At 71.2% G+C, this 24,628-nt stretch carries 24 protein-coding genes and 1 pseudogene; 16 read left to right on the top strand and 9 right to left on the bottom strand.

Translation table 11 applies throughout. The annotated features are described in order from the left end of the window. Window positions 1–79: 79 nt before the first annotated feature. Complete coding sequence (locus EV375_RS27325; protein ID WP_130302588.1) at window positions 80–715, bottom strand: nucleotidyltransferase family protein; 636 nt, start codon at window positions 713–715, stop codon at window positions 80–82. Window positions 716–1,094: 379 nt separating this feature from the next. On the opposite strand from EV375_RS27325, the gene EV375_RS27320 reads away from it, so the two are divergent. After that, window positions 1,095–1,394, top strand: coding sequence for a DUF5955 family protein (locus EV375_RS27320; RefSeq protein WP_207228482.1), 300 nt, complete (start codon window positions 1,095–1,097; stop codon window positions 1,392–1,394). Between the two features lie 77 nt (window positions 1,395–1,471). Here the strand turns inward: EV375_RS27320 and EV375_RS27315 are convergent, their stop codons facing one another. Continuing rightward, the gene (locus EV375_RS27315) at window positions 1,472–1,792 is read right to left on the bottom strand and encodes a hypothetical protein (protein ID WP_130302586.1); all 321 of its coding nucleotides are present in this window, start codon (window positions 1,790–1,792) and stop codon (window positions 1,472–1,474) included. A gap of 554 nt (window positions 1,793–2,346) precedes the next feature. Then, window positions 2,347–3,165, bottom strand: coding sequence for an IclR family transcriptional regulator (locus tag EV375_RS27310; RefSeq protein WP_486588835.1), 819 nt, complete (start codon window positions 3,163–3,165; stop codon window positions 2,347–2,349). A gap of 222 nt (window positions 3,166–3,387) precedes the next feature. On the opposite strand from EV375_RS27310, the gene allB reads away from it, so the two are divergent. From allB to EV375_RS27295, 3 genes are all read left to right on the top strand, one after another. Then, window positions 3,388–4,824, top strand: coding sequence for an allantoinase (gene allB / locus EV375_RS27305; protein WP_486588834.1), 1,437 nt, complete (start codon window positions 3,388–3,390; stop codon window positions 4,822–4,824). After that, the gene (gene alc, locus EV375_RS27300; protein ID WP_130302583.1) at window positions 4,821–6,041 is read left to right on the top strand and encodes an allantoicase; all 1,221 of its coding nucleotides are present in this window, start codon (window positions 4,821–4,823) and stop codon (window positions 6,039–6,041) included. The genes allB and alc overlap by 4 nt, the downstream gene beginning before the upstream one ends. A gap of 62 nt (window positions 6,042–6,103) precedes the next feature. Beyond that, window positions 6,104–6,532: a ribonuclease domain-containing protein gene (locus tag EV375_RS27295; RefSeq protein ID WP_130302582.1), complete on the top strand. Its 429-nt coding sequence runs from the start codon at window positions 6,104–6,106 to the stop codon at window positions 6,530–6,532. 29 nt (window positions 6,533–6,561) lie between these two features. On the opposite strand, the pseudogene EV375_RS30000 reads toward EV375_RS27295, so the two are convergent. The 5 genes and pseudogenes from EV375_RS30000 to EV375_RS27270 form a co-directional block, all read right to left on the bottom strand. Continuing rightward, window positions 6,562–6,750, bottom strand: a pseudogene (locus tag EV375_RS30000) (glycoside hydrolase family 30 beta sandwich domain-containing protein); the annotation flags it as partial. A 43-nt stretch (window positions 6,751–6,793) separates the two neighbouring features. Next, entirely contained in the window at window positions 6,794–8,182 is a 1,389-nt protein-coding gene (locus tag EV375_RS27285) for a beta-glucosidase (RefSeq protein ID WP_486588833.1), read from the bottom strand. A 177-nt stretch (window positions 8,183–8,359) separates the two neighbouring features. Continuing rightward, window positions 8,360–9,349 (bottom strand): carbohydrate ABC transporter permease, encoded by a 990-nt coding sequence (locus EV375_RS27280; protein ID WP_130302580.1) that lies wholly within the window; start codon window positions 9,347–9,349, stop codon window positions 8,360–8,362. Next, complete coding sequence (locus tag EV375_RS27275; protein ID WP_130302579.1) at window positions 9,342–10,337, bottom strand: carbohydrate ABC transporter permease; 996 nt, start codon at window positions 10,335–10,337, stop codon at window positions 9,342–9,344. Before EV375_RS27275 ends, EV375_RS27280 begins: the two co-directional genes overlap by 8 nt. Window positions 10,338–10,346: 9 nt before the next feature. After that, window positions 10,347–11,666, bottom strand: a complete 1,320-nt coding sequence (locus EV375_RS27270; RefSeq protein ID WP_130302578.1) for an ABC transporter substrate-binding protein — start codon at window positions 11,664–11,666, stop codon at window positions 10,347–10,349. A gap of 138 nt (window positions 11,667–11,804) precedes the next feature. Here EV375_RS27270 and EV375_RS27265 point away from each other — a divergent pair, with 138 nt between their 5' ends. The 5 genes from EV375_RS27265 to EV375_RS27245 all read left to right on the top strand — a co-directional run bounded on the left by EV375_RS27265 (window position 11,805) and on the right by EV375_RS27245 (window position 16,277). Beyond that, entirely contained in the window at window positions 11,805–13,079 is a 1,275-nt protein-coding gene (locus tag EV375_RS27265; RefSeq protein ID WP_130302577.1) for an ROK family transcriptional regulator, read from the top strand. A gap of 95 nt (window positions 13,080–13,174) precedes the next feature. Then, window positions 13,175–14,104: a sugar kinase gene (locus tag EV375_RS27260; protein WP_130302921.1), complete on the top strand. Its 930-nt coding sequence runs from the start codon at window positions 13,175–13,177 to the stop codon at window positions 14,102–14,104. Between the two features lie 168 nt (window positions 14,105–14,272). Next, a complete protein-coding gene (locus EV375_RS27255; RefSeq protein ID WP_130302576.1) occupies window positions 14,273–14,923 on the top strand; it encodes a bifunctional 4-hydroxy-2-oxoglutarate aldolase/2-dehydro-3-deoxy-phosphogluconate aldolase in 651 nt (216 codons plus the stop codon). Between the two features lie 167 nt (window positions 14,924–15,090). Continuing rightward, window positions 15,091–15,657, top strand: coding sequence for a GNAT family N-acetyltransferase (locus tag EV375_RS27250; RefSeq protein WP_130302575.1), 567 nt, complete (start codon window positions 15,091–15,093; stop codon window positions 15,655–15,657). 272 nt (window positions 15,658–15,929) lie between these two features. After that, window positions 15,930–16,277: a VOC family protein gene (locus EV375_RS27245; protein ID WP_130302574.1), complete on the top strand. Its 348-nt coding sequence runs from the start codon at window positions 15,930–15,932 to the stop codon at window positions 16,275–16,277. 63 nt (window positions 16,278–16,340) lie between these two features. Here EV375_RS27245 and EV375_RS27240 read toward each other — a convergent pair whose 3' ends face one another. Continuing rightward, complete coding sequence (locus EV375_RS27240; RefSeq protein ID WP_130302573.1) at window positions 16,341–17,339, bottom strand: Gfo/Idh/MocA family protein; 999 nt, start codon at window positions 17,337–17,339, stop codon at window positions 16,341–16,343. 190 nt (window positions 17,340–17,529) lie between these two features. On the opposite strand from EV375_RS27240, the gene EV375_RS27235 reads away from it, so the two are divergent. The 7 genes from EV375_RS27235 to EV375_RS27205 all read left to right on the top strand — a co-directional run bounded on the left by EV375_RS27235 (window position 17,530) and on the right by EV375_RS27205 (window position 24,582). Next, complete coding sequence (locus tag EV375_RS27235) at window positions 17,530–18,252, top strand: GntR family transcriptional regulator (protein WP_130302920.1); 723 nt, start codon at window positions 17,530–17,532, stop codon at window positions 18,250–18,252. 162 nt (window positions 18,253–18,414) lie between these two features. Next, window positions 18,415–19,425: a sugar ABC transporter substrate-binding protein gene (locus EV375_RS27230; RefSeq protein WP_130302572.1), complete on the top strand. Its 1,011-nt coding sequence runs from the start codon at window positions 18,415–18,417 to the stop codon at window positions 19,423–19,425. 217 nt (window positions 19,426–19,642) lie between these two features. Further along, the gene (locus EV375_RS27225) at window positions 19,643–20,587 is read left to right on the top strand and encodes a sugar ABC transporter substrate-binding protein (protein WP_486588877.1); all 945 of its coding nucleotides are present in this window, start codon (window positions 19,643–19,645) and stop codon (window positions 20,585–20,587) included. Continuing rightward, entirely contained in the window at window positions 20,584–21,723 is a 1,140-nt protein-coding gene (locus tag EV375_RS27220) for an ABC transporter permease (RefSeq protein WP_130302571.1), read from the top strand. The genes EV375_RS27225 and EV375_RS27220 overlap by 4 nt, the downstream gene beginning before the upstream one ends. Window positions 21,724–21,743: 20 nt before the next feature. Beyond that, window positions 21,744–22,664 (top strand): ATP-binding cassette domain-containing protein, encoded by a 921-nt coding sequence (locus tag EV375_RS27215; RefSeq protein ID WP_130302918.1) that lies wholly within the window; start codon window positions 21,744–21,746, stop codon window positions 22,662–22,664. A gap of 203 nt (window positions 22,665–22,867) precedes the next feature. Then, complete coding sequence (locus tag EV375_RS27210) at window positions 22,868–24,022, top strand: ROK family glucokinase (RefSeq protein ID WP_055487159.1); 1,155 nt, start codon at window positions 22,868–22,870, stop codon at window positions 24,020–24,022. After that, complete coding sequence (locus EV375_RS27205) at window positions 24,019–24,582, top strand: hypothetical protein (protein ID WP_486588832.1); 564 nt, start codon at window positions 24,019–24,021, stop codon at window positions 24,580–24,582. Before EV375_RS27210 ends, EV375_RS27205 begins: the two co-directional genes overlap by 4 nt. The last annotated feature ends 46 nt before the right edge of the window (window positions 24,583–24,628 follow it).

Raw genomic sequence — 24,628 nt, 5'->3', positions numbered from 1 at the left:
GTGCCCGAGTCCACGCCCCCGCATTCGAGCGGGGGTGCGGGCCGAGCCCGGGATACGGGCCGGCCCGCGTTCCGCCCGCTCACGAGCCGGCGTCCTTCAGGCGTTCCAGGTCCACGGGGGTGTCGATGTCCGCCGGATCGGCGATGTCGCCGCACTCGACCAGCTCGACCTCGTCCGAGCGCGTGCGCAGATACGCCCGCGCGCCCTGGTCGCCCTCCGCGCTCGTCGCGATCCCCGCCCAGTGGTCCGCCCCGAACAGCACCGGATGGCCGCGGCGCCCGCCGTACGACGCGGCCGCCAGCGTGGCGGGGGAGCGGCAGACCGAGCGCACGCGGGCGACCGCGCCCGGACCGATCCACGGCTGGTCGACGAGCAGCACAACCGCCGCGTCCGTGCCCGTACCGGTGAGGGAGTCGAGACCGAGCCGCAGCGAGGAGCCCATCCCCGACTCCCAGTGCGGGTTGTCGAGCACCGTGCAGCCGGAGAGTTCGGCACGGGCGCGTACCCGTCCCGCGGCCGCGCCCAGCACCACGTGCACGCGGTCGCAGCCGCCGGCGCGCAGAGTCCGCACCGCGTGCTCGACCAACGGCCTCCCGTGCAACGGCAACAGGGCCTTGGGGCGGCCGCCCAGGCGCCGTCCCCCACCCGCCGCGAGCAGCAGCCCGGCCACCACTGGGGCGGCCCGGCCCTCGTCCTCGTCCCGCTCGCCAGTCATCCGGACCTCTTCTCCTGCCGTGCCGTCCTCGGGCCGGTCCTGTGCCGGGCCCTGCCTGTCGGCCGCCCGGCTGTCTCCCGCAGTCTCGCCGCCCTGCGCGCACCCGGAGGCGGTGCACCTCCGTCCGAAGGCGGCGTGTCACCGCCCGGGGGCCGGTGTACCTCCATAAGGCACGATTGCGCACGAGTCGCGCAAGGCGTGGCGAACTTGGTGCTTCACGCCCCGAATTTCGCGCTCTGTGTGGCGCGATGTGCGGAGAGTGGCGTTTACTTGGGGACGGCCGGTCGCGTTCGATCCTTTGGGGGGCGGGTGCGCGGCATCATCACTGTGGGGGCGAATCGTGGCGCGAAGCGATGCCGTAGAGCAGCGTGCGATACCTGTGGCCGACACTGGGGACGATCCCCGCGTCGCCGGGCTGAGGGCTGCCGTTGCCCGTCTGCGGGCCGAACTGGACGCCTACCCGGCCCTGTTGTACGACAGGCATGCAGCCGAGGACGAACTCACCGCCCTCGCCGCCCGGGTCGCCGAGGGCGCTCCGACGGCCGACGAGCTGCGCAGCTCCCTGCTCCAGATCCTCGCCGCCATCGGCTCGGTGAGCGCTCTCGCGGACGCGCTCTCGGCCCTGCGCAACGCCATGGAGCTCTTCGGCGAACCGCTGGGCTTCCAGGGCGTCAACTAGGTTCTGTCTCCCGGGAGTTCGCCAGGCCCGTACGGACGAGGATGCCGGCGAGGGGACCGACGCGGCCCGAGCCCGCGTCAGCCTTGACCGGCGGTCATGATCATCCAGAGGACCAGTGCGAGGGCGGACAGGATCGCGCCGGTCATGGCCAGTGGCTTGCCGCGGCTGTGCCCGCGGTAGGCGACGATCGCGAGGATGATCCCACCCGCCCCGGACGGCAGGCCGACATAGGCCCGAACGCCGGTCAGGTCCATCGGGAGGAGCGGCAGCACGCATCCGGCAAGGCCGAGGACGACCGCGGCCACCGCGGCCCCGAACCCCTTGGGACGGTCCGCCGGAGCCGGTCCGCCGGGCTGCGGGACCGACGCGTTCGGTTCGGGCGGCGGGCCGTAGCTCATGAGGACTCCTCACGCTGAATTTCCGGTCGGCCGGGGCTGCCGCCCGGCGAGGTGATCGGAGCGTACAGCCTGGGACGGACCGGCGGCCCACGCCCGTCGGGCCGCACGGTGCGGGGCGTCAGCGCCTCGCGGGTTGCCATAAGGGAATCGTCCGAGTCCTTACATGCCGATGACGCGCGGGCCCAACCGGTGGCCGGTGAGAGGCGGTTGGGGCGAGCTTTGAGGCGGCCCGGGAAGCCGAAGCCTGTCCGGGCCCACACCCGGACAGGCCGGCGCTTCACGAACGCACCGATCGGCGTCGGAGGGCTTGCCGGCATGGACGATCACGAACGTCCGCGGCTCGCGCAGCGGAAGGTGACCCGGAGCGCGGTGCGGAGAGCCGGCAAGCGACGCGAAGCTGGTCTGCCAAGTCCGCTGAGCGCGGTGCGCAACCGCCCCGTCAGGGACGGCAGTTGCACGGACAGCAGGGGCAGCTCGGCCCTCCCGGGAATGGCACAGGGACGGCAGGTCGGCCCCACGGTCGCGGCCGCCGCAGGCCGTGCGGCAGGCGCCGCTCAGGCCCCCGTGGCGCCGTTGCTCGCGAGGGCCTTCGAGAGCTGTTCGGCCACCTCGTGCATCAGCGGCACGAACTTGTCGGTCGCCGCCTCCGTGACCCTGCCGGCCGGCCCGGAGATCGAAATCGCCGCCGCCGTCGGTGAGTCGGGCACCGAGACGGCGATGCAGCGCACCCCGAGTTCCTGCTCGTTGTCGTCCATCGCGTAGCCCACCTCTCGGACGTGTTCCAGCGCCGCGAGGAAGCCCTCCGGCGTGGTGATGGTCCGCTCGGTCGCGGCGGGCATGCCCGTGCGGGCGAGCACCGCGCGCACCTCTTCCGGCGAGCTGCCGGCCAGCAGCGCCTTGCCGACGCCCGTGGAGTGCGGCAGCACGCGCCGTCCGACCTCCGTGAACATCCGCATCGAGTGCCGCGAGGGCACCTGCGCCACGTAGACCACCTCGTCGCCGTCGAGCAGCGCCATGTTGGCGGTCTCGCCCGTCTCCTCGACGAGCCGCGCGAGGTGCGGCCGCGCCCATGTGCCCAGCAGCCGGGAGGAGCTTTCGCCGAGGCGGATGAGGCGGGGGCCGAGCGCGTAGCGGCGGTTGGGCTGCTGGCGTACGTAGCCGCAGGCCACGAGGGTGCGCATCAGCCGGTGGATGGTGGGCAGGGGCAGTCCGCTGGTGCCGGAGAGTTCGCTCAGCCCGACCTCGCCGCCGGCGTCCGCCATACGCTCCAGAAGGTCGAAGGCGCGCTCGAGGGACTGGACGCCGCCCGACTGCCCCGTGGAGGCAGAGGTGCTGGGGGCGGTGGCGGGGTTTCGCCGGTCGGACGACGGCACGTCGCGTTCCTTTCCTGCGGGTGGGGCGCCTGCTACCGGCACACGATCCTCGGGCCCCGTGACCGCCGGCCCTGCGGATATCCGGACCGGAGACGACATTGATTCTGCAATGCGGAATTGTACTTCCATTGAGCGGAATCCGCCATGGCCGGCGTCTTGACGTGGCAGGGATCTGCCAAGAGGATCTGGCATCAACAGAATGTTGAAGAGAGGGGTGGTCAGGTGCCCGGCGTCCAACTCGTCCTGCGCTCGGCGCGCGTCGTCACACCCGAGGGTACGCGGGCGGCGACGGTGAGCGTCGCGGACGGCAGAATCACCGAGGTCGGACCGTACGACGCGCGGGTGCCGGACGGGGCGCAGCTGGTGGACACGGGCGACGACGCGGTGCTCCCCGGGCTCGTCGACACCCACGTGCACGTCAACGACCCGGGGCGCACCGAGTGGGAGGGCTTCACCACCGCGACCCGCGCCGCCGCGGCGGGCGGCATCACCACGCTCCTCGACATGCCGCTCAACTCCCTGCCGCCTACCACCACCGTCCCCCACCTCCGTACGAAGCAGGAGACCGCGCGCGCCCAGGTCCACGTCGACACCGGCTTCTGGGGCGGCGCGATCCCCGGCAACGTGGCCGACCTGCGCCCCCTCCACGAGGCGGGCGTCTTCGGATTCAAGTGCTTCCTCTCGCCCTCCGGCGTCGAGGAGTTCCCCGAACTCGGCCCGGACGAACTGGAGTCGGCGCTCACCGAGATCGCGGGCCTCGGCGGCCTGCTCATCGTGCACGCCGAGGACCCCGCGCGGCTGGCCGCGGCGCCGCGGAGCGGCGGCCCCGCCTACGCCGGTTTCCTCGCCTCCCGTCCGCGCGCCGCGGAGAACGACGCCGTCGACCTCCTCGTCGGCCTGGCACGGAAGCTGGAAGCACGCGTGCACGTGCTGCACCTGTCCTCCGGCGACGCGCTGCCGGCCATCGCACGGGCGCGCGGGGACGGCGTGGCGCTCACCGTCGAGACCTGCCCCCACTTCCTCACCCTCAGCGCCGAGGAAGTCCCGGACGGCGCAACCGAGTTCAAGTGCTGCCCGCCCATCCGGGAGCGGGCCAACCAGGACGCCCTCTGGCAGGGACTGGCCGACGGCACCGTCGACTGCGTGGTCTCCGACCACTCGCCCTGCACCGCCGAGCTCAAGGACGGCGACTTCGGTACGGCGTGGGGCGGCATCTCCTCGCTCCAGCTCGGCCTCCCGGCCGTGTGGACGGAGGCGCGCAGAAGGGGACACACGCTCGACGACGTCGTGCGCTGGATGTCCTCGGGGCCCGCGCGGCTCGCCGGACTGGACGGACGCAAGGGCGCCGTCGCACCCGGCCACGACGCGGACTTCGCCGTCGTCGCGCCCGAGGAGAACTTCACCGTCGACCCGGCGCGGCTGCACCACCGCAACCCCGTCACCGCCTACGCGGGCCGCACTCTGGACGGCGTCGTACGGGCGACATGGCTGCGCGGGCGGCGGATCGCCGAGGACGGCCGCCCGCTGGGGCGGAGCGGACGGCTGATCGAGCGGACCGAGCGTCCCGCGGGCGAGCACCCCGGCGCGGCCGAGCGCAACACGGACACCGGAACCGAGAGCCCCGGAAGGACCGAGAGGATCGAGAGGCCCACGGCATGACAGACACGCGGCACCCCGCCCCCGCCACCGCTTCCGGTTCCACGCCGGCCACGGGCCCCGACGCGGGCCCCGATCCGGGCAACGACGCGGGCCCCGACGAGGGACTTCCGCGCTTCACCGGCGACGCGAACCCGTACCGGGGCGGCGATCCGTACGCCGACTTTCGCACCGCCGAATTCCCCTTCGCCCACCTCCCGGACCTTGCCGACCGCCGGCTCGGCGCCGGAGTCACCGCCGCCAACGACGAGTTCTTCGCCGAACGCGAGAACCTGCTCAAGCCGGGCCGCGCCGAGTTCGACCCCGAACGCTTCGGCCACAAGGGCAAGATCATGGACGGCTGGGAGACCCGCCGCCGCCGCGGAGCCGGCGCCACGTCGCCGCACCCCGCCGCGGACGATCACGACTGGGCGCTCGTGCGGCTGGGAGCTCCCGGCATCGTGCGCGGGATCGTCGTCGACACCGCCCACTTCCGCGGCAACTACCCGCGCGCCGTCTCGGTCGAGGCCGCCTGCGTGCCCGGCGCGCCCTCGCCGGAGGAACTGCTCGACGAGGCAACCGACTGGGCCGTCCTCGTCCCGGAGACCGTCATCGGGGGTCACGCCGCCAACGGCTTCACCGTCGACGACGGCCGCCGCTTCACGCATCTGCGCGTCAACCAGCACCCCGACGGAGGGATCGCGCGGCTGCGCGTGTACGGCGAAGTCGCCCCCGATCCCGCGTGGTTGGCGGCCCTCGGCACGTTCGACCTGGTGGCCCTGGAGAACGGCGGCCACGTCCAGGACGCCTCCGACCGGTTCTACTCGCCGCCCGGAAACACGATTCTGCCCGGCCGTCCGCGGCAGATGGACGACGGCTGGGAGACGCGCCGCCGCCGCGACACCGGCAACGACTGGATCCGCTATGCCCTGACAGCCCAGGCCGCCGTCCGCGCCGTCGAGATCGACACGGGCTGCCTCAAGGGCAACGCGGCGGGCTGGGCGGAGCTCTGGGGCAGGGACGGCGAACAGGGCGACTGGCGCGAGATGCTGCCGCGCACCCGGCTCCAGCCGGACACGGTGCACCGCTTCCTGCTCGCCGGCACCCCGCCGGTGACGCATGTGCGGCTCGACATCCACCCCGACGGGGGCATCGCCCGGTTGCGTCTGCACGGGTCGCTCACCGAACAGGGCGTCCGCGACCTGGAAGAACGCCACCGACGGGCGACCGGGGACGGGTGAACTCCCGCTAAAAATCCCTCACTTGGCGTTGACATGTCATCTACGCGCGTCAGCATGGGTGCATGAGATTCCCCCCACGAATCGCGCGCTTCAGCGCCCTCGGTGCCCTGTCCCTCTCCCTCCTCGTCGGCGGTCCCGCCGCGATCGCCCAAGCGACCGCGGACGCCCCGAAGGCCTCCGCTCCGGCGGCGGTCGCCGCCGCGGACGTCGGAGAGATCTGCGAGTCCAAGCTGCCGGAGGAGGCCCACGAGACCCTCGACCTCATCGACAAGGGCGGTCCCTACCCGTATCCGCAGGACGGGACCGTCTTCGAGAACCGCGAAGGAATCCTCCCGGACCAGGACACCGGCTACTACCACGAGTACACCGTGGAGACGCCCGGCTCCCCCGACCGGGGAGCCAAGCGCATCGTGACCGGTGAGGAGGAGCAGGAGGACTACTTCACCGAGGACCACTACGAGTCGTTCGACAAGGTCGACTTCAGCTGCTGACGACGTTCACCCCCTCCGTCAGCCGCCGGTCAGCCGGCGGGTGCCGCAGGCCAGGCGAAGGTCGCCACGGCACCCGCCGGAAGTTCGTACGCCAGCGATCGGCCGGCCTCGGTGACGGAGAACTTCCGTGCCGAATCGGCGGAGTTGAGGACGACGGCCGCACGGGAGCCGTCCGGGTTCTCGAAGACCACGTCCTCGACTCCGCCCGGCTGGTCCGTGGGGCCGGGCTGGGGGACGCAGGGGCAGGTGTTCGGCGACCGGCTACGCGGCCCGGCGGGCGCGGCGCCGGTGCCTGCGCACGATGTCCGCGTAGTGGTGACCGCTGCTCTTGATCGTCCGCCGCTGCGTCGGATAGTCCACGTGGACGAGCCCGAAGCGCTTGTCGTAGCCGTAGGCCCACTCGAAGTTGTCCATCAGCGACCACGCGAAGTAGCCCGCCAGCGGCACCCCTTGGTCGACGGCGTCGACGCAGGCGGCCAGGTGCTCGTCGAGGTAGCGGACCCGCTCCGGGTCGTGGACCTCCCCGTCCGGGCCCACCAGGTCCGGGTACGCGGAGCCGTTCTCGGTGATGTAGATGCGGCGGGCGCCGTAGTCGTCCGTCATCCGCCGCAGCGTCTTCGCCAGGCCGGGCGGGTGCACCTCCCAGTCCATGTGGGTGCGCCGCGCCCCGGCCGGTACGACCTGACGGGCGCGGGGGAGGGGACCGCCCGGGTCGTCGGCGACGATGTTGCGGAAGTAGTAGTTCAGTCCCAGCCAGTCCAGCGGCTCGGCGATGGTCCTCAAGTCGCCGGGCCGCTCGGGCAGTTCGACCCCGTACAGCTCCAGCATGTCCTGCGGGTAGCCGCGGCCGTGCAGCGGGTCCATCCACCAGCGGTTGGTGTGCCCGTCGGCGCGCCGCGCGGCGGCGACGTCGGCCTCCTTCTCGGACGCCGGTTCGCAGTGGGTGAGGTTGTTGACGATGCCGACCTGCGCGTCCGGCACCGCCGCGCGGAGGGCCTGAACGGCCAGCCCGTGCCCCAGGTGCAGGTGGTACGAGGCGCGGACCGCCGCTTCGATGTCGGTCTGCCCCGGGGCCATCGCCCCTTCCAGGTGGCCGATCCACGCCGAGCACAGAGGCTCGTTGAGCGTCGCCCAGTGCGTGACGCGGTCGCCGAGACGCTCCGCGACCGCCGCGGCGTACGCGGCGAAGTGCTCGGCGGTCTCCCGTGCGGGCCACCCGCCGCGGTCCTGGAGCGCCTGCGGCAGGTCCCAGTGGTAGAGCGTCGGGAAGGGCGTGATGCCCTCTTCCAGCAGCGCGTCGGTCAGCCGGTCGTAGAAGGCCAGTCCGGCCTCGTTGGTCCTTCCGCTGCCGCCGGGCACGACGCGCGGCCAGGCGACGGAGAACCGGTAGGCGTCGACGCCCAGTTGCTTCATCAGGGCGATGTCCTCGCGCCACCGGTGGTAGTGGTCGCAGGCCACGTCGCCGTTGTCGCCGTTCGCGACCGCGCCGGGCACGCGGGAGAAGGTGTCCCAGATGGACGGCTCGCGGCCGTCCTCGGCCGCGGCACCCTCGATCTGGTACGAGGCGGTGGCCACGCCCCACAGGAAGTCGGCGGGCAGCGGGAACGGCGACGTCGAGGGGGCATGGGAGGATTCGGTCGCTTCGGACACAACGTTCCTTTCGTACGGGGCGGGATCGGGCCCGGGCAGGCAGGTGGCAGGTGTTGGGTGGCGGGATACCGGTGATGAGGACGGGCGGTGCCCGGGCGGTGCCTTGCTCGGAGGGCACCCCGGCACGGCACCGCCCAGTCCCAGCCGAACGGCCCTGCTCACCCGCTCACTTGACGCTCACTTCACGGCGCCCGCCGTGAGCCCGGTGACGAGATAGCGCTGCAGCAGCAGGAACCCGGCGACGATCGGCACGCTCGCGACGAGCGAGGCAGCCATGACCTGGTTCCAGTAGACCTGCGTCTGCGTGGCGTAGCCCTGCAGCCCGATGGCGAGGGTTCGCGTGGTCTCGTTCGTCATGACGGACGCGAAGAGGACCTCGCCCCAAGCCGTCATGAAGGAGTAGACGCCGACGGCGACGATGCCGGGCACGGCCGCCGGTACCACCACGCGCATCAGCGCCCCGAGCGGCCCGCAGCCGTCGGTGAGGGCCGCCTCGTCCAGGTCGCGGGGAATGGAGTCGAAGTAGCCGATCAGCATCCAGATGGAGAAGGGCAGGGTGAAGGTGAGGTAGGTGACGATCAGCGCCCCGCGCGAGCCGTAGAGCGCTGTGCCCGTGGCGTTTCCGAGGTTGACGAAGATGAGGAAGAGCGGCAGCAGGAAGAGGATGCCGGGGAACATCTGCGTCGAGAGGATCGTGACCGTGAACAGGCGCTTGCCGCGGAAGCGGTAGCGGCTGACGGCGTAGGCCGCGAACGTGGCGATGACCACCGAGCACCCGGTCGCCGCACCCGCCACGATCAGCGAGTTCAGGAAGTAGTCCGCCAGGGGCACCGTGCTCCAGATGTCGACATACGGACTGATCGTCAACGAGCTCGGAATCCACCGGAACCGGTCGGAGACGTCCTGCAGCGGCTTGAGCGAACTGCTCACCATCACCAGCAGCGGAGTCGCCGCGAAGAGTGTCAGCAGGGTCAGGACGATGCGGCGTGTCCACACGAAGGACGGCGGCGGCGCCGTGGGGGAGACGGCGCGGGAGCCGCCCCGCGGGCCCTTGCGGGATCCGGCACCCGAGCCGGCTGCGACGGCCGTGCCGCCGGACCCGCGTGAGGTGCCGTCCGCCGTGCCGTTCCCGATCCCGCCCGCGGGGGCGGTCGTCGTCTCAGACATCGCGCTTCCTCCCCGCGCCGGTCGCCAGCAGATAGCCGCCCGTCACCAGGAGCAGGAAGAGCAGCAGCAGTACGGACATCGCCGAGCCGGAGCCGAAGTCCCAGGTGACGAAGGACGATTGGTAGATGTGGATCGAGATCAGGTCCGCCGCCTCGGGCGCCGACTTCCCGAACAGGATGTACGGCACGTTGAAGTCGTTGAACGTCCACAGGAACAGCACCAGCACCAGCACCTGGTTGACCGGGCGCAGCGACGGCAGCGTGATCCGGCGGATCTGCTGCCGTATGCCGGCACCGTCGACCTGGGCCGCCTCGTACAACTCCTTCGGGATGTTCTGGAGCGCGGCCATCAGGATGAGGAAGGCGAACGGCCAGGTGCGCCACACGGCGACGACGACGAGCGCGGCGAAACTGTTGTCGCCGATCAGCCAGAACGGCTCGGAGTCGGTGAGCCCCAACTGGTCGTGTATGACGTGGTTGACCATGCCGCCGTCGCGCTGGAGCAGGAAGGACCAGGTGATGACGGCGGTGTAGACGGGCAGCGCGTACGGCGTGAGGAACAGCGCCCGCAGCAATCCGCGTCCGCGGAAGGACTCCTGCATCAGGATCGCCGCCGTCACGCCCAGCAGCCACGCGAGCGAGACCGCCAGCACCGTGAAGGCGCACGTGACGAGGAACGAGTGCAACAGGGCTTCGCCGACGGGGGCGTTGACGTCCACGGCGACGCGGAAGTTGTCCGCGCCGATCCACGGCGCCGCGTCCCAGTTCCGGATGTACTGCTGTGTCAGTTCCTTGAAGCTCATCACCACGCCGACGGCCATCGGCGCCAGGTGGATGAGGATCTCCAGGACGAGGGCGGGCAGCAGCAGAAGGTACGGCAGTCCGGCCCGGCGCAGGCGGTCGGGGAGGATGCGCCTGCGCCGGGGGAGTGAGGGCCTGTTGCCGGCCGGTGCCGTTGCCGTGCCGGGTGGGGGGCTGAGAGTCGTCATCGGCGCCGCTTACTTGCGCATCTGCTGCTGCGCGGCGGACAGTTCCTTCTTCACCGAATCGGTCGTGACCTTGCGCCCGGCGGCGGCGTCGGCGAAGAGGTCCTTGGTGGCCTTGCCGACGAGCGTCTCGAACTTCGACTCGTCCTCCACCTGGGGCAGAGGCGCGGAGGAGGTCGTGAGCACATCGCGCAGGACCTTCAGGTCGGACGTCTCGAAGGCCTTGTCGGACTGCGCCGACCTGACCGGCGGGATCGATCCGTACGCCTCGTTGAGGTGGCGCTGCTCCTTGTCGGACGTCATGAACTTCGCGAACTTCAGGGCACCGTCGATGTTGTCGGTGTTCTTGAAGACCGCCAGGTTGATGCCCGCGACCATCGACCTGGTGCCCTTCTCGCCCGAACCGCGTGCCTGCACGGGTATCGGTGCGACGCCGTACTCGGAGGACTTCATGCCGTTGGACTTCAGGCTCGTCGCTGCCGCCTGCCACATGAGCATGGCCGCCTTGCCCGTCGCGAAGTCGCGTACGGACTCGCGCTTGGCGTACTCGGCGTTCCCGGGCGGGGCGATCTTCTCGGCGGCGATCAGGTCGACGTACTGCTTGACGGCCCTGACGGCTCCGGGCGAGTCGAAGGTCGGCTTGCCGGAGGGGTCGAAGAAGTCGGCGCCGTGCTGCTTGCCGAGGATGAACGCGTGGTGGGAGTTCTCCACCGGGTCGCCGCCCTCGACGGCGATGCCGTACTTGCCGTCACCGGTGAGCTTCTTGCCGTCCTCGATCAACTCGTCCCAGGTGGCGGGGGGTTCGTCGATGCCCGCGTCCTTGAACATCTTCTTGTTGTAGTAGAGCCCGTAGGCGAGGGAGTAGATCGGCAGCGCCGCGGGGTCCTTGTCCGGTGCGCCGGCGGCGGCCAGCGCCGAGGGCGTGAAGCGCTTGGCTCCGCCGACCTCGGCCATGTTCTTCTTGTCCCAGGGCAGCAGGGCTCCCGTCGCCTGGAGGGAGGCGGACCACGTGTTGCCGATGTTCAGCACGTCCGGGCCCTGGCCGGAGGACGTGGCGCCGAGGATGCGGTCAAGGAGGCTGTCCCACGGGATGACCTCGAGCTTGACCTTGATCCCGGTCTGCTTCTCGAAGCGCTTCAGCTCCGGCGTGAGCACGCGCTTGTCGTGGGCGATGTTGGTGCCCTGGTTACTGGCCCAGTAGGTGAGCTCCTTCGGATTGTCGTTGGTGCCCTCGCCGTCGGTGGAACTGCCGCCACCGCACGCGGCGGTGACGGCCGTCATTGCGGCGGCGAGTGTGACGGTGACTGCGGTCCGTGCCCGGCTTCTGCTCATGGCGGCGGCCCCTCCCCGAGGCGGCTGTGTTCGGATCCTGAATGACCCGAACCACTAATTTCACGCCGTGAGTTAAGTAGTGAAAGAAAGGGGCGTCAAGACCTCTGACAGAGGTAGATTGGCAGAGGAGGGCAGCTGATGGACGGGAAAGACAGTCGAACCGTGCGCGACCTGCGGCGCAGCAACCGCGCGTCCGTGCTGCGCAATCTTTATTTCGAAGGGCCGCTCAGCAGGCAGGAGTTGGGCCCGGCCACGGGGCTCAGCTCCGGGTCGATAAGCAATGTCGTCACCGAACTCCTCGCCGAGGGCGTCCTGGAGGAGGCCGGGTCCGTCGGCTCCGACGGCGGCCGCCCCCGGACGCTGCTGCGCGTCGCGCCGCGCAGCGCCTGTCTCATCGGCGTCGACGTCGGTGAAACGCGGGTGCGGGTCGAGCTGTTCGACCTGAAGCTCGACGAAGTCGCCCGCAGCGAACAGCCGCTGGACGACGGCGGGCACGACGCGGCACTCGTCGTTCAGCTCGTCGAGAAGGGCCTCGCCGCGGTGCTCGCCCAAGTGGGGCCGTCCACCGGGCCGTTGCTGGGTGTGGGAATCGGCGTGCCCGGCATCGTGGAGCGGCGTTCCGACGTGGGAGCGGTGGTGCACGGCCAGACCATCGGCTGGGACGCGGTGCCGCTGGAGGCCCTGCTGCGCGAATCCGCCGGGCTCCCGGCAGGCGGAGCGCGGGAAAGAGGGCATCGGGTCCCCCTCCACATCGACAACGGGGCGAAGACCCTCGGCCAGGCCGAGATGTGGTTCGGGGCGGGGCGCGGAGCGCGGGACGCAGTGATCGCGCTGATCGGCTCCGGGGTCGGAGCGTGCGTGGTCACCGGCGGTGAGCCCTACAGCGGTGCCTCCAGAGGGGCCGGCGAGTGGGGCCACACCGTGCTCACCGTGGGCGGCCGCCGCTGCCGGTGCGGGGCGCGCGGCTGTCTGGAGGCGTACGTCGGGGCGCGCGCCGTGATCGACCGCTGGCGGGAGGCGGGCGGCGAACCCGGTACCGACGACGAGGAGTCGGCCCTCGCCGGACTGCTGGCCGCCGGGCAGGGCGAGGGGGAGCAGGCACGCGTGGCCGCGGGCGTGCTCGCGGAGACCGCCGAGTACCTCGGCGCCGGCATCGCCGACCTGGTCAACCTGTTCAACCCGGAACGGATAGTGATCGGAGGCTGGGCCGGACTGTTGCTGGGGCCACAGCTGCTTCCTGCTGTGCGGGAGGCGACGGACGCGTACGCTCTCCGGTACCCGGCGGCCCGTACGGCCGTCGAGATGTGCAGGCTCGGCCCGGACGCCGTGACCGTCGGCGCTGCAACGCTGCCGCTGCGCCGCTTCCTCGACGGGGGAGGAAGTCCGCCTCCGGGGGTGGCATTGTCCGTGTGAACGGGTAACGTCTCCACTGAGAGTGATGCCTTGGTGGCAGATGTGGGGAGAAACCGGTGGTAAACGGACCGGAGGCCATTACCTGCGGTGAGGCGATGCTGTTGATGCTCGCCGAACCCGGCATGCCGCTCGACCGCGCGGCCTCCTTCCGCCGTTCCGTCGCGGGCGCCGAGTCCAACGTCGCCCAGGGCCTCGCCCGCCTCGGTCACTGGGCCCGCTGGATCGGCCGCGTCGGCGACGACCCCGCCGGGGAGGCCGTGCTGCGCGAGCTGCGCGCGGACGGAGTCGACGTCTCCGGCGCCGAGAGGGACCCGAAGGCACCCACCGGTCTGCTGCTGCGCGACAGCCACCCGCAGCGCGTGATCGATGTGCAGTACTACCGCGCCGGCTCCGCCGCTTCGCTCCTCTCGGCGGACCAGATCCGCCCCGAGATGCTGGAGGGGGCCCGGGTGGTGCACGTCTCGGGCATCACGCCCATGCTCTCGGAGTCGGCGGCACAGGCCACTTGGGCGCTGGTCGAGCGCGCCCGGCAGGCGGGCGCCGCCGTCTCCTTCGACCCGAACGTGCGGCGCAAGCTGGGCACCGAGCACGACTGGATCCGCACGGTCGGCCCGCTGCTCCGCGAGGCCGACCTCGTCATCGCGGGGGAGGACGAGCTGGAACTGCTGCTGGGAGGGGGCGCGGAGGAGACGTCGAAGGCACTGCTGACGATGGGCCGCGCCCGCACCGTCGTCGTCAAGCGACGTGACCACTCGGCGGCCGCCCTCGGAAGGGACGGGGAGTGCACACAGGAGCCCTTCGACGTTCCGGTGTGCGACCCGGTGGGCGCGGGCGACGCGTTCGCCGCCGGCTGGCTCTCGGCCTGGCTGCGGGGGCGGAAGCCCGAAGAGGCCCTGGCCGAAGCGGCATGCGTCGCCGCCCTGGTCGTGCAGGCGCCGGGCGACACCGACGGGCTGCCCACGGCCCACGCGAGGGACCGCGCCCTGGCGGGGTTCCTCGGCGGCGCCGATTCCGTGCACCGCTGACCACGGGTACGGAGCCGCCTGGCGGCAACAAGAAGTCCAGGCGAAGACCGAAAGACTGAACGACCAGCAGACCGAGCGCACCGCGAGGGGCGGAGCGTGGCGGGGGAACGGGTCACAACGGCCGTACCGCTGCCGCTCCGCCGGACCAGAAGAGAGGCGGCCACAGCCGTGTACCGATGGGAGATCACCCGAACCGCCCTTGAGCAGCGCATGTTCGCCATCATCCGCAGTGACGGCTACGAGGGCGTCACGTCGACGGCGGACACGCTCCTCGGCGCGGGCGTCAACAGCCTGGAGATCTCGCTCACCACCCCGTACGCCCTGGACGCCGTGTCCACCCTGCGGCGCGAGACCGGGCCGGAATGCGTCATCGGCGCCGGCACCGTCCTCGACGCGGCCTCCGCGCGCGCCGCGATCGACGCAGGCGCGCTGTTCCTCGTCTCACCCGCGCTGGACGCGGACGTCATCCGCACCGGCCACCGATACGGCGTTCCCGTCTTCCCCGGCGTCGCCACGCCCACGGAGATGGTGCGGGCGTTGGAACTGGGCGCCGACGCGCTCAAGCTCTTCCCCGCCTCCGGCCACGACCCGTCCTGGCTCAAGGACGTACGGGCGGCGCTTCCGCAGGCACCGCTCCTGCCCACCGGCGGTGTCACCGTCGAGAACGCCCCCGAGTGGATCGCCGCCGGCGCCGTCGCCTGCGGCATGGGCTCGGCGCTCACCAAGGGGGACCGTGAGGCGACCGCGAAGCGCGTCACGGATCTGCTGCAGCGGCTCGAGGAGGCCGTCCCCGACTCGTCCCGCAGACGCGGCCGCTGACCCGCTTTCCGCAACCGGTGCCGTACCGGGCGTCACCCCAGGGGGGCGCCGCAGCGGTCAGCCGGCGACGGCCCGCGAGCAGCGGCTGCGGGCGGAGCCGCATGTTCCGCCTCACATGACTCCCGAACCCCCACCTCAACGGCACAAGAAGAATCTAGTCTGTGCCAATGCAGATCAGGGAGTGCCGGGAAACCGACGTGGCAGTGCTCGAAGAGCACATGCCCTCGCCCGGTGCTGCCTGCGACCACGCCTCCCGCTTCCGCCGGCACCGCGAGGGTGCAGCCACCTTCCTCATCGCATGGCGCGACGGACTGCCCGTCGGCAGCTGCGACATCCTCTGGGAGGGCTGCCAGGCGCCGGAGGTCAGGGCCGTGCACCCCGACTGCTCCGAGATCAGCGGTCTCGGCCTCTGGCCGGAGGCGCTGCGCACGCAGTGCGTCGGCACCGCCCTCATCCAGGCCGCCGAGCGGCTCGTGCTCGCGCGGGGCCGCGTCAAGGTCGGCGTGGGCGTGGAGAAGAACAACCCGCGCACGCACGACCTCTACAAGCGGCTCGGCTACCGCGACTCGACTCCCTATCTCGACTGCGGCTCCTACGAGGACAGCGCCGGCCTCACCCACCGTGTCGCCGACGGCTGCACATTCATGGTGAAGCTGCTGGACCCGGCGGACGCGACGGACCCGGCGGACGCGACGGACCCGGCGGATCCGGCGGGCACGGCCCAACAGCCCTGAGCCCGGGGCCGGTTCGGGCCGTCCATGTCCCGGAGCCGGCGATGACCCATCGACCTCCGTGCCCGCACACGGCGAAGATCTTCCGGCTCCTCGCCCGTGGCGGGCCGCCTGCCGTCACGCCCTGAGCCCGCGCGCGGGAAAAAGCGGCGGCGTGAGAAGGGCGCGCGGGCGCTGCGGCCGTGCCGCCGGACGCCTGGTGGCCGCGGCTTCGCCCGGCGGCTAGTGTCCGGACATCTCCGGCCGTCCGGGCCGGCCGACCCAGGGGAGCTTCGATGTCCGTCCGCCGCGTCGTGCCAGACATCCGTACCGAGGCCATGGAGGACAGCCGCGACTTCTACGGGCTGCTCGGCCTGGAGGAGGTCATGAACCTGGGCTGGGTGATGACCCTCGCCTCTCCCGACAACCCCACGGCGCAGGTCATCGTCATGAACCGCGACGAAACCGCGCCCGTCGAGCCCGACATGAGCGTCGAGGTGGAGGACGTGGACGCGGTGTACGCGGCGGTCGTCGAGGCCGGCGCGCAGATCGTGCACCCCTTGCAGGACGAGGAGTGGGGCGTGCGCCGCTTCTTCGTCAGGGATCCGAACGGGCGCGTGGTCAACGTGCTGACCCATCGCTGACGCACGCGTCGGCTCGCCGGCATCGGCGGGGGCGCCGGGCGGAAGCACGGCCCGGCACGGCCCTCAGGCCAGCTCGGCCACCGCCACCGGACGCTTCTCGCGCCGAGAGAGCTCGCACGCCTCGGCGATGCGCAGCGCGGCCAGCGCCTCGTATCCGTCGCACGGGTTGGGCGCCTCGCCCCGCACCGCCCGCACGAACGCGGAGAGTTCGGACTCGTACGCCGGGGCGAACCGCTCCAGGAAGCCGGGCCAGGGCGTGCCCTTCGACGGCGTCGCCGCCGGCTCGACGGAGGTCAGCGGCGTTCGGGCGTCGAGGCCCACGGCGATCTGGTCCTTCTCGCCCGCGACTTCCATGCGCACGTCGTACCCGGCGCCGTTGACGCGGGTGGCCGTCGCCGTGCACAGCACGCCGTCGTCCAGTGTGAGCAGCACGGCGGCCGTGTCGACGTCACCGGCGTCGCGGAACATCTCCGGGCCCGCGTCCGAGCCGGCCGCGTACACCGAGAGCACCTCGCGGCCCGTCACCCAGCGCAGGGCGTCGAAGTCGTGGACGAGGCAGTCGCGGTAGAGGCCGCCGGAGAGCGGGATGTAGGCGGCCGGCGGCGGCGCCGGGTCGGAGGTGGCGGCACGCACGGTGTGCAGCCGGCCGAGCGAGCCGGAGCGCACGGCGGCGCGTGCCGCCGCGTACCCGGCGTCGAAGCGGCGCATGAAGCCGATCTGCAGCAGGGTTCCGGCCTCGTCGACGGTGCGCAGGGCGGCCATCGTGCCGGGCAGGTCGAGAGCGATCGGCTTCTCGCAGAAGACGGGCAGGCCGCGCCCGGCCGCCGCCTGGATCAGGCCCGCGTGCGAGGCGGTCGCCGAAGCGATCACCACGGCGTCGAGGTCGCGGGAGAGGAGTTCTTCGGGTGAGGGGGCGAGGGTCGCTCCGAGGTCCCCGGCCACCTCGGCGGCGCGCGGGGCGTCGACGTCGGTGACGAGCAGTTCGCTCACCTCGGGTTCGGCGACGAGAGTGCGGGCGTGGAAGGTGCCGATCCGGCCGGTGCCGATGAGTCCGATGCGCATGTGGGTACGTTCGCGTGCCGCTTCGAGAGCTGTCAATACTTTGTCAGGACAATTGGACGAACCACGGGGAGGGATCACCGGATCACGGTCCGCTTTGTCCGGACAACCGAACTTACGCCTTCCGGTGGACCGCCCCGCGCACTACGCTCCCCTCGTGGCCAAGAATGATCCCGTGGACCTCGAGTTCAGCGTGGACCGCAGCAGTCCCGTCCCGCTGTACTTCCAGCTCGCCCAACAGCTCGAGACCGCCATCGAACGCGGCAAACTCTCCCCCGGCAGCCTGCTCGGAAACGAGATCGAGCTCGCGGGGCGGCTCGGTCTGTCCCGCCCCACGGTGCGCCAGGCCATCCAGTCGCTGGTCGACAAGGGCCTGTTGGTACGCCGCCGCGGCATCGGCACCCAGGTCGTGCACTCCCAGGTCCGGCGTCCGCTGGAGCTGAGCAGTCTCTACGACGATCTGGAGGCCGCGGGCCAGCGCCCGGCCACGCAGCTGCTGATGTACGAGAAGGAGGAGGCCACGGCCGAGGTCGCCGCCGCGCTTTCCGTCGTCCAGGGCGCCCAGGTGCGGCGCGTGGAGCGGCTCCGCCTGACTCACGGCGAGCCCATGGCCTTCCTCCGCAACCACCTGCCCGGCGACCTGCTCCAGGGGGAGAGCGGCGAGGAGCTGGAGTCGACGGGCCTCTACCGGCTGATGAGGGGCCTCGGTGTCACGCTGCACAGCGCGCGCCAGTCCGTCGGTGCCCGGGCCGCCACCGCGGAGGAGGCGAAGCTGCTGGGGGAGGACGCGGGGGCGCCGCTGCTGACCATGGAGCGCACGACCTTCGACGACACGGGCCGTCCCGTCGAGTACGCCTCGCACCTCTACCGGGCCTCGCGCTACGCGTTCGACTTCCAGCTGCTCGTGCGGTCCTGAGCCGGGAACCCGCCGCCGAGTCTCCATCGCCCCCGGCGCCGTGCCCTCGCAGGCAGGGCCGGAGGCCGGAGAAGGGCGGACACTTTGTTCGGACAAACTCTCATGGAGAATGTTCGGACAAAGTATTGACGGCCCGCTCCGGGCGCGGCTAGAACTCCGCTCATGGTCCTTCGGCGTAGAGCACGTAGAGCGACAACGGTGGCCGCAGCCCTCACGAGCGCGGCCCTACTCGCCGCCGGCTGCAGCAGCTCCGGCGGCAAAAGTGGCGAGGAGCAGAGCAACGGTGCGGGCGGCGGCAAGGGCGTCGACACCCCGCGCATGACGATCGCGATGGTCTCCCACTCCGGCGACGGCGACACCTTCTGGGACATCGTGCAGAGCGGAGCCAAGGACGCTGCCCGCAAGGACAACGTCCAGTTCGACTACTCGCACGACGAGGAGGCGGGCCGCCAGGCGCAGCTCGTGAAGTCCGCCATCGACAAGAAGGTGGACGGCCTCATCGTCACTCTCGCGAAGCCCGACGCGATGAAGGGCGTGCTGAAGAAGGCGGTGAAGGCCGGCATCCCGGTCATCACCATCAACTCCGGCGGCCAGTACTCCTCCGAGCTCGGTGCGCTCTCGCACATCGGCCAGGACGAGGCGATCGCGGGCGAGGCCGTCGGCGACGAGCTGAACAAGCGCGACCGCAAGAAGGCGCTCTGCGTCATCCACGAGCAGGGCAACGTCTCGCTGGAGGAGCGCTGCGCCGGTGCGAAGAAGACCTTCGACGGTGAGATGAGCACACTCAACGTGGACGGCACGAACATGCCGGACGTGCAGTCCTCCGTCGAGGCCAAGCTCCAGTCGGACGGCGACATCGACACCGTGCTCACCCTCGGCGCTCCCTTCGCCGCGACGTCCGCCAAGGCCAAGGAGAAGGCGGGCAGCAAGGCGGAGATCGACACCTTCGACCTCAACGCGCAGGTCGTGAAGGGGCTGAAGGACAAGAGCTTCGGCTTCGCCGTCGACCAGCAGCCCTATCTCCAGGGCTACGAGGCTGTCGACGCGCTGTGGCTGCACGCCTACAACGCCAACGAGCTCGGCGGCGGCAAGCCCGTCCTGACCGGACCGCAGATCGTCACGGACAAGGACGTGCCGCGGCTGGAGAAATACACCAAGCGCGGAACCCGGTGAACATCCCCCGCGGGCGGGCCCCCGATACTGGCGCGGACGTCCGCGCCGGTCCGGGGTGCCGCCGCGGGCGCCGCGACGAACAGGAACACCCGCACCGAGAGGTCAGCAGTACGTGTCCAGGCTGGAAAGGTTCCGCCGGAACCGCGCGGGAGCCCGCGCGACCCGGGCCGCGACGGCAGCGGCCGTCCTCGTCTCCGTCGGGCTCGCGTCCGCCGGACTGGCGGGGTGCAGCAGCACCGGCGGAAAACGGGCGGAGGAGGAGCGCAACGCGGCGGTCTCGGGCGACGCGGCCGTGGACACTCCCCGCTGGAAGATCGCCATGGTGAGCCACTCCGGCGAGGGCGACACCTTCTGGGACATCGTACAGAGCGGCGCCGAGCAGGCGGCCGCCAAGGACAACATCGACTTCCACTACTCGCACGACAAGGAGGCGGGCCGCCAGGCGCAGCTCGTGAAGGCCGCCGTCGACAACGAGGTGGACGGCCTGATCGTCTCCCTCGCCAAGCCGGAGGCGATGAAGGGCGCGCTGAGGAAGGCCGTCAAGGCCGGCATACCCGTCGTCACCGTCAACTCCGGCCAGGACAAGTCCGAGGAGTACGGCGCACTCGCCCACATCGGCCAGGACGAGGTCCTCGCGGGCGAGGCCGTCGGGCGGGAGCTGAACGAGCGCGGACGCAAGAAGGCCGTGTGCCTCCTGCACGAGCAGGGCAACGTCGGCCACGAGGAACGCTGCCGGGGCCTGCGCAAGACCTTCGACGGCAAGGTGCGCAACCTCCACGCCGACGGTACGAACATGCCCGCCGTCGAGTCCTCCCTCGAGGCCGAACTCCAGTCGGACCGCAAGATCGACACCGTCGTGACACTCGGCGCGCCCTTCGCTCCCACGGCCGTCAAGGCCTCCGAGGGCGCGGGCAGCAAGGCGGAGACCGTCACGTTCGACCTCAACGACCAGGCGGCGCAGGGGCTCGAGGACGGCTCGATCGGATTCGCCGTGGACCAGCAGCCGTACATGCAGGGCTACGAGGCCGTGGACCTGCTGTGGCTGGAGCGCTACAACGCCAACATGCTGGGCGGCGGCAAGCCCGTGCTGACCGGCCCGCAGATCCTCACGAAGAAGGACGCATCCACCTTGCAGAAGTACACGAAGCGGGGAACGCGATGACGGCTGCACCCACACCCACACCACCCACACCACCGGGCGCCCCCGGGGCGGCGGAAGACGGCACCGCCACGGAGGCGCGGGCAGGCGGAAGCTCCGCGGGCACCGGCCCGGCGGGGAAGAGCGACGAGCGCCTCGTGCACCGGCCGCTGCTTCAGCGGCTGCTGGGCCGTCCCGAACTCGGCGCCGTCGTCGGCGCGATCGCCGTCTTCGCCGTCTTCTCCGTGGTCGCCGACAGCTTCCTGCGCGCCTCCAGCCTCTCCACGGTGCTCTACGCCTCCTCCACCCTCGGGATCATGGCGGTGCCGGTGGCGCTGCTGATGATCGGCGGCGAGTTCGACCTGTCGACCGGCGTGATGGTCACCAGTTCCTCGCTGGTCTCGTCGATGTTCAGCTACCAGATGACGGCCAACGTCTGGGTCGGCGTCGGCTTCTCGCTGCTGGTCACGCTCGGCATCGGCTTCTTCAACGGCTACATGCTCGTCCGTACGAAACTGCCGAGCTTCATCATCACGCTCGGCACGTTCCTGATGCTGACGGGGCTCAACCTCGGCCTGACGAAGCTGATCAGCGGCACCGTCTCCACCAAGACGATCTCCGACATGGAGGGCTTCGCCTCGGCCAGGGCGCTCTTCGCCTCCGAGCTGACCATCGGGCCCGCCGAGATCCAGATCACCGTCGTGTGGTGGCTGGCCCTGGTCGTCCTGGCCACGTGGCTGCTGCTGCGCACGAAGGCCGGGAACTGGATATTCGCTGTCGGCGGCGGGGAGCACACCGCGCGCGCCGTGGGCGTCCCCGTCGCCCGCACCAAGATCGGCCTGTATCTCGGGGTGGCCCTCGGCGCCTGGATATCCGGCCAGCACCTCCTCTTCAACTACGACGTGGTCCAGTCCGGCGAGGGCGTCGGCAACGAGCTGATCTACATCGCCGCGGCCGTCATCGGCGGCTGCCTGCTGACCGGCGGTTACGGTTCGGCGGTGGGCGCCGCCGTGGGCGCGTTCATCTTCGGCATGACGAGCAAGGGCATCGTGTACGCGCAGTGGGAGCCCGACTGGTTCAAGTTCTTCCTCGGGGCGATGCTGCTGGTCGCCGTCCTGCTGAACGCGTGGATACGCAAGCGTGCGGAGGCGAGCCGATGACGGCGGAGAAGAACACGGACATGAGCACGGACAAGAACACGGACAAGAACACGGACAAGGACACGGACAAGGACACGGAGACCGGCGCCGGGGCGGCCGTGGACACCGGCAGCGCACCCCCGGACGCCGCGACGGCGAAGGCCCCGCTCGTGGAGCTGACGGACGTCAGCAAGTTCTACGGCAACATCCGCGCGCTGGAGGAGGTCTCCCTCCAGGTCCACGCGGGCGAGATCACGTGCGTGCTCGGCGACAACGGCGCCGGCAAGTCGACGCTCATCAAGATCGTCGCGGGGCTCCACCAGCACGACGCGGGAACCTTCCGCATCAACGGCGAGGAGACCCGGCTCTCCTCGCCGCGCGAGGCTCTCGACCGCGGCATCGCCACCGTCTACCAGGACCTCGCCGTCGTCCCGCTGATGCCGGTCTGGCGCAACTTCTTCCTCGGCTCGGAACCCGCCAAGGGCCGGTTCTCCAAGGGACCCTTCGCCCGGCTCGACGTGGAGCACATGCGGCGCACCACGCACAGCGAACTGCTGCGCATGGGCATCGACCTGCGCGACGTCGACCAGCCCATCGGCACCCTCTCCGGCGGTGAACGGCAGTGCGTGGCGATCGCCCGCGCCGTGTACTTCGGAGCGAAGGTGCTCGTGCTGGACGAGCCGACGGCCGCGCTTGGCGTCAAGCAGTCCGGCGTGGTGCTGAAGTACGTCGCCGCGGCCCGCGACGCCGGGCTGGGAGTGGTGCTGATCACGCACAACCCCCATCACGCCTACCTCGTGGGGGACCGCTTCGTCCTGCTCAAGCGCGGAGCGATGGCCGGCAGCCACCACAAGGACGGCCTGCAACTCGAGGAGCTGACACGGCAGATGTCCGGCGGCAGCGAGCTGGAACAGCTCAGCCACGAACTGGAGCGTGCGCCGGTACCGCAGCATCTGGAGTGACGGCGGGGGCCACCGGCGCCAGCGCCGGCCGGCACCTCCGCGTCCTGGCTGGTCACAGGAGTGTGGCGCCGCGACCTCGCGCGGTAAGGCAGAATCGGCCTGTGGGCCGGGACCGGGCTCACCGTTCCGTCCGGCCCACGGAACGATCGACCCGCCGGCCCGGAGGCCGGCAGCCGCGCACGAGGAAAGGCCGCGCAGTGAGCATGTACCGAGAGCGCGCGGACCGGGACCGCCGCCATCGCCGCTCCGCGCCGAGCGCCAGCGTCCTGCGGACGGTCAGCACCCGGGAGCGCCGCTCGCCGCTGTCCGCGCCCCGCGTCCCCACGGTCGGCATCGACATCGGCGGCACGAAAGTGATGGCGGGCGTCGTCGACGCCGACGGCCAGATCCTGGAACAGGTGCGCGCCGAGACGCCCGAGAAGTCCAAGAGCCCCAAGGTCGTCGAGGACACCATCGCCGAGCTGGTCCTGGACCTCTCCGACCGCCATGACGTGCACGCCGTCGGCATCGGCGCCGCCGGCTGGGTCGACGCCGACCGCTCCCGCGTCCTGTTCGCGCCGCATCTGGCCTGGCGTGACGAACCCCTCAAGGACGCTCTCACCGCACGTCTCGCCGTCCCGGTCATGGTCGACAACGACGCCAACACCGCGGCCTGGGGCGAGTGGCGCTTCGGAGCCGGACGGGGCGAGGACCATCTCGTGATGATCACCCTCGGCACGGGCATCGGCGGCGCCATCCTGGAGGAGGGCCGCGTCAAGCGCGGAAAGTACGGGGTGGCGGGCGAGTTCGGGCACATGCAGGTCGTGCCCGGCGGCCACCGCTGCCCCTGCGGCAACCGCGGCTGCTGGGAGCAGTACAGCTCGGGGAACGCCCTCGTGCGCGAGGCCCGTGAACTCGCCGTCGCCGAGTCCCCCGTCGCGTACGGGATCATCGAGCGCGTCGGCGGCCACATCTCGGAGATCACCGGCCCGCTCATCACCGAACTGGCCCGCGACGGCGACGCGATGTGCACCGAACTGCTCCAGGACATCGGGCACTGGCTGGGCGTCGGCATCGCCAACCTCGCCGCGGCCCTCGACCCCGGCGGCTTCGTGATCGGCGGGGGTGTCAGCGCCGCCGACGAACTGCTCATCGACCCGGCACGTGAGGCCTTCAAGCGTCATCTCACGGGCCGCGGTTACCGGCCGGAGGCCACCATCGCCAAGGCACAGCTCGGCCCCGAAGCGGGCATGGTCGGTGCCGCCGACCTCGCCCGTCTCGTGGCCCGCCGGTTCCGGCGCGCCAACCGGCGCCGGCTCGAGAGATACGAGCGCTACGAACGCGCCGCCGACAACCTGCGCCGGGCGGTGGGCCAGTGACCACCACCACGCCCCCTGGAGTGCGCCCGTCGCGGCGGCCGCCGCACCGCCCGCGCCACCGCCTGCTCACTCTGCTCATCGTGGTGCTGCTGATCGCGGTGCCGCTCGGCTACCTGGTCAGGTCCGCCTTCCAGAGCCGCGAGAGCGGCGAGGACAAGCAGCGCAACGCGGCGGCCACCAACCTCACCTACGGCTGGCCGAGCAAGGTGCAGCGTGACGTCTACGATGTGCCTCTGCCGTCCCGGTCCAGCCACTATGCCTTCTACGAGGCGAACTCCTGGCAGACCAGCACGCTCTACGTGCAGTTCCGCGTCCCGCAGAAGAAGCTCGGAGAATTCCTCGAAGACGTCGGTACCAGCTCTTCCGAACTGAGGTCCGGACACGTCACCATCGGCGGCAGGCATGCCGAGAAGGTCGGCTGGGACCTGGAGAAGGAGGGGCACGACTACGCGGGTACCACGTACCGGCAGAGCGGCAGCCGCCCGGACGTGGCGATCACCGTCGACCGCACGTACCGGAGCACGCCGCGTGTATATGTCGTGTCCACAGTGAAGTTCTGATGTACAGAGCAATGCCCCCGTGGTCGCGCCCCGCGGAGTGCTGGGT

The organism is Streptomyces sp. CNZ301, from assembly GCF_004217425.1.
Note: the sequence above shows the minus strand (reverse complement) of the source record. Positions and strands in the feature narration are given on the sequence as shown.

What these genes read in the sequence shown, in the direction of transcription:
- EV375_RS27325 (WP_130302588.1), bottom strand. Translation starts at nt 715, where the DNA reads ATGACTGGCGAGCGGGACGAGGACGAGGGCCGGGCCGCCCCAGTGGTG.
- EV375_RS27315 (WP_130302586.1), bottom strand. Translation starts at nt 1,792, where the DNA reads ATGAGCTACGGCCCGCCGCCCGAACCGAACGCGTCGGTCCCGCAGCCC.
- alc (WP_130302583.1), top strand. Translation starts at nt 4,821, where the DNA reads ATGACAGACACGCGGCACCCCGCCCCCGCCACCGCTTCCGGTTCCACG.
- EV375_RS27295 (WP_130302582.1), top strand. Translation starts at nt 6,104, where the DNA reads ATGAGATTCCCCCCACGAATCGCGCGCTTCAGCGCCCTCGGTGCCCTG.
- EV375_RS27280 (WP_130302580.1), bottom strand. Translation starts at nt 9,349, where the DNA reads ATGTCTGAGACGACGACCGCCCCCGCGGGCGGGATCGGGAACGGCACG.
- EV375_RS27275 (WP_130302579.1), bottom strand. Translation starts at nt 10,337, where the DNA reads ATGACGACTCTCAGCCCCCCACCCGGCACGGCAACGGCACCGGCCGGC.
- EV375_RS27270 (WP_130302578.1), bottom strand. Translation starts at nt 11,666, where the DNA reads ATGAGCAGAAGCCGGGCACGGACCGCAGTCACCGTCACACTCGCCGCC.
- EV375_RS27265 (WP_130302577.1), top strand. Translation starts at nt 11,805, where the DNA reads ATGGACGGGAAAGACAGTCGAACCGTGCGCGACCTGCGGCGCAGCAAC.
- EV375_RS27260 (WP_130302921.1), top strand. Translation starts at nt 13,175, where the DNA reads ATGCTGTTGATGCTCGCCGAACCCGGCATGCCGCTCGACCGCGCGGCC.
- EV375_RS27250 (WP_130302575.1), top strand. Translation starts at nt 15,091, where the DNA reads ATGCAGATCAGGGAGTGCCGGGAAACCGACGTGGCAGTGCTCGAAGAG.
- EV375_RS27245 (WP_130302574.1), top strand. Translation starts at nt 15,930, where the DNA reads ATGTCCGTCCGCCGCGTCGTGCCAGACATCCGTACCGAGGCCATGGAG.
- EV375_RS27240 (WP_130302573.1), bottom strand. Translation starts at nt 17,339, where the DNA reads ATGCGCATCGGACTCATCGGCACCGGCCGGATCGGCACCTTCCACGCC.
- EV375_RS27230 (WP_130302572.1), top strand. Translation starts at nt 18,415, where the DNA reads ATGGTCCTTCGGCGTAGAGCACGTAGAGCGACAACGGTGGCCGCAGCC.
- EV375_RS27220 (WP_130302571.1), top strand. Translation starts at nt 20,584, where the DNA reads ATGACGGCTGCACCCACACCCACACCACCCACACCACCGGGCGCCCCC.
- EV375_RS27215 (WP_130302918.1), top strand. Translation starts at nt 21,744, where the DNA reads ATGAGCACGGACAAGAACACGGACAAGAACACGGACAAGGACACGGAC.
- EV375_RS27210 (WP_055487159.1), top strand. Translation starts at nt 22,868, where the DNA reads ATGTACCGAGAGCGCGCGGACCGGGACCGCCGCCATCGCCGCTCCGCG.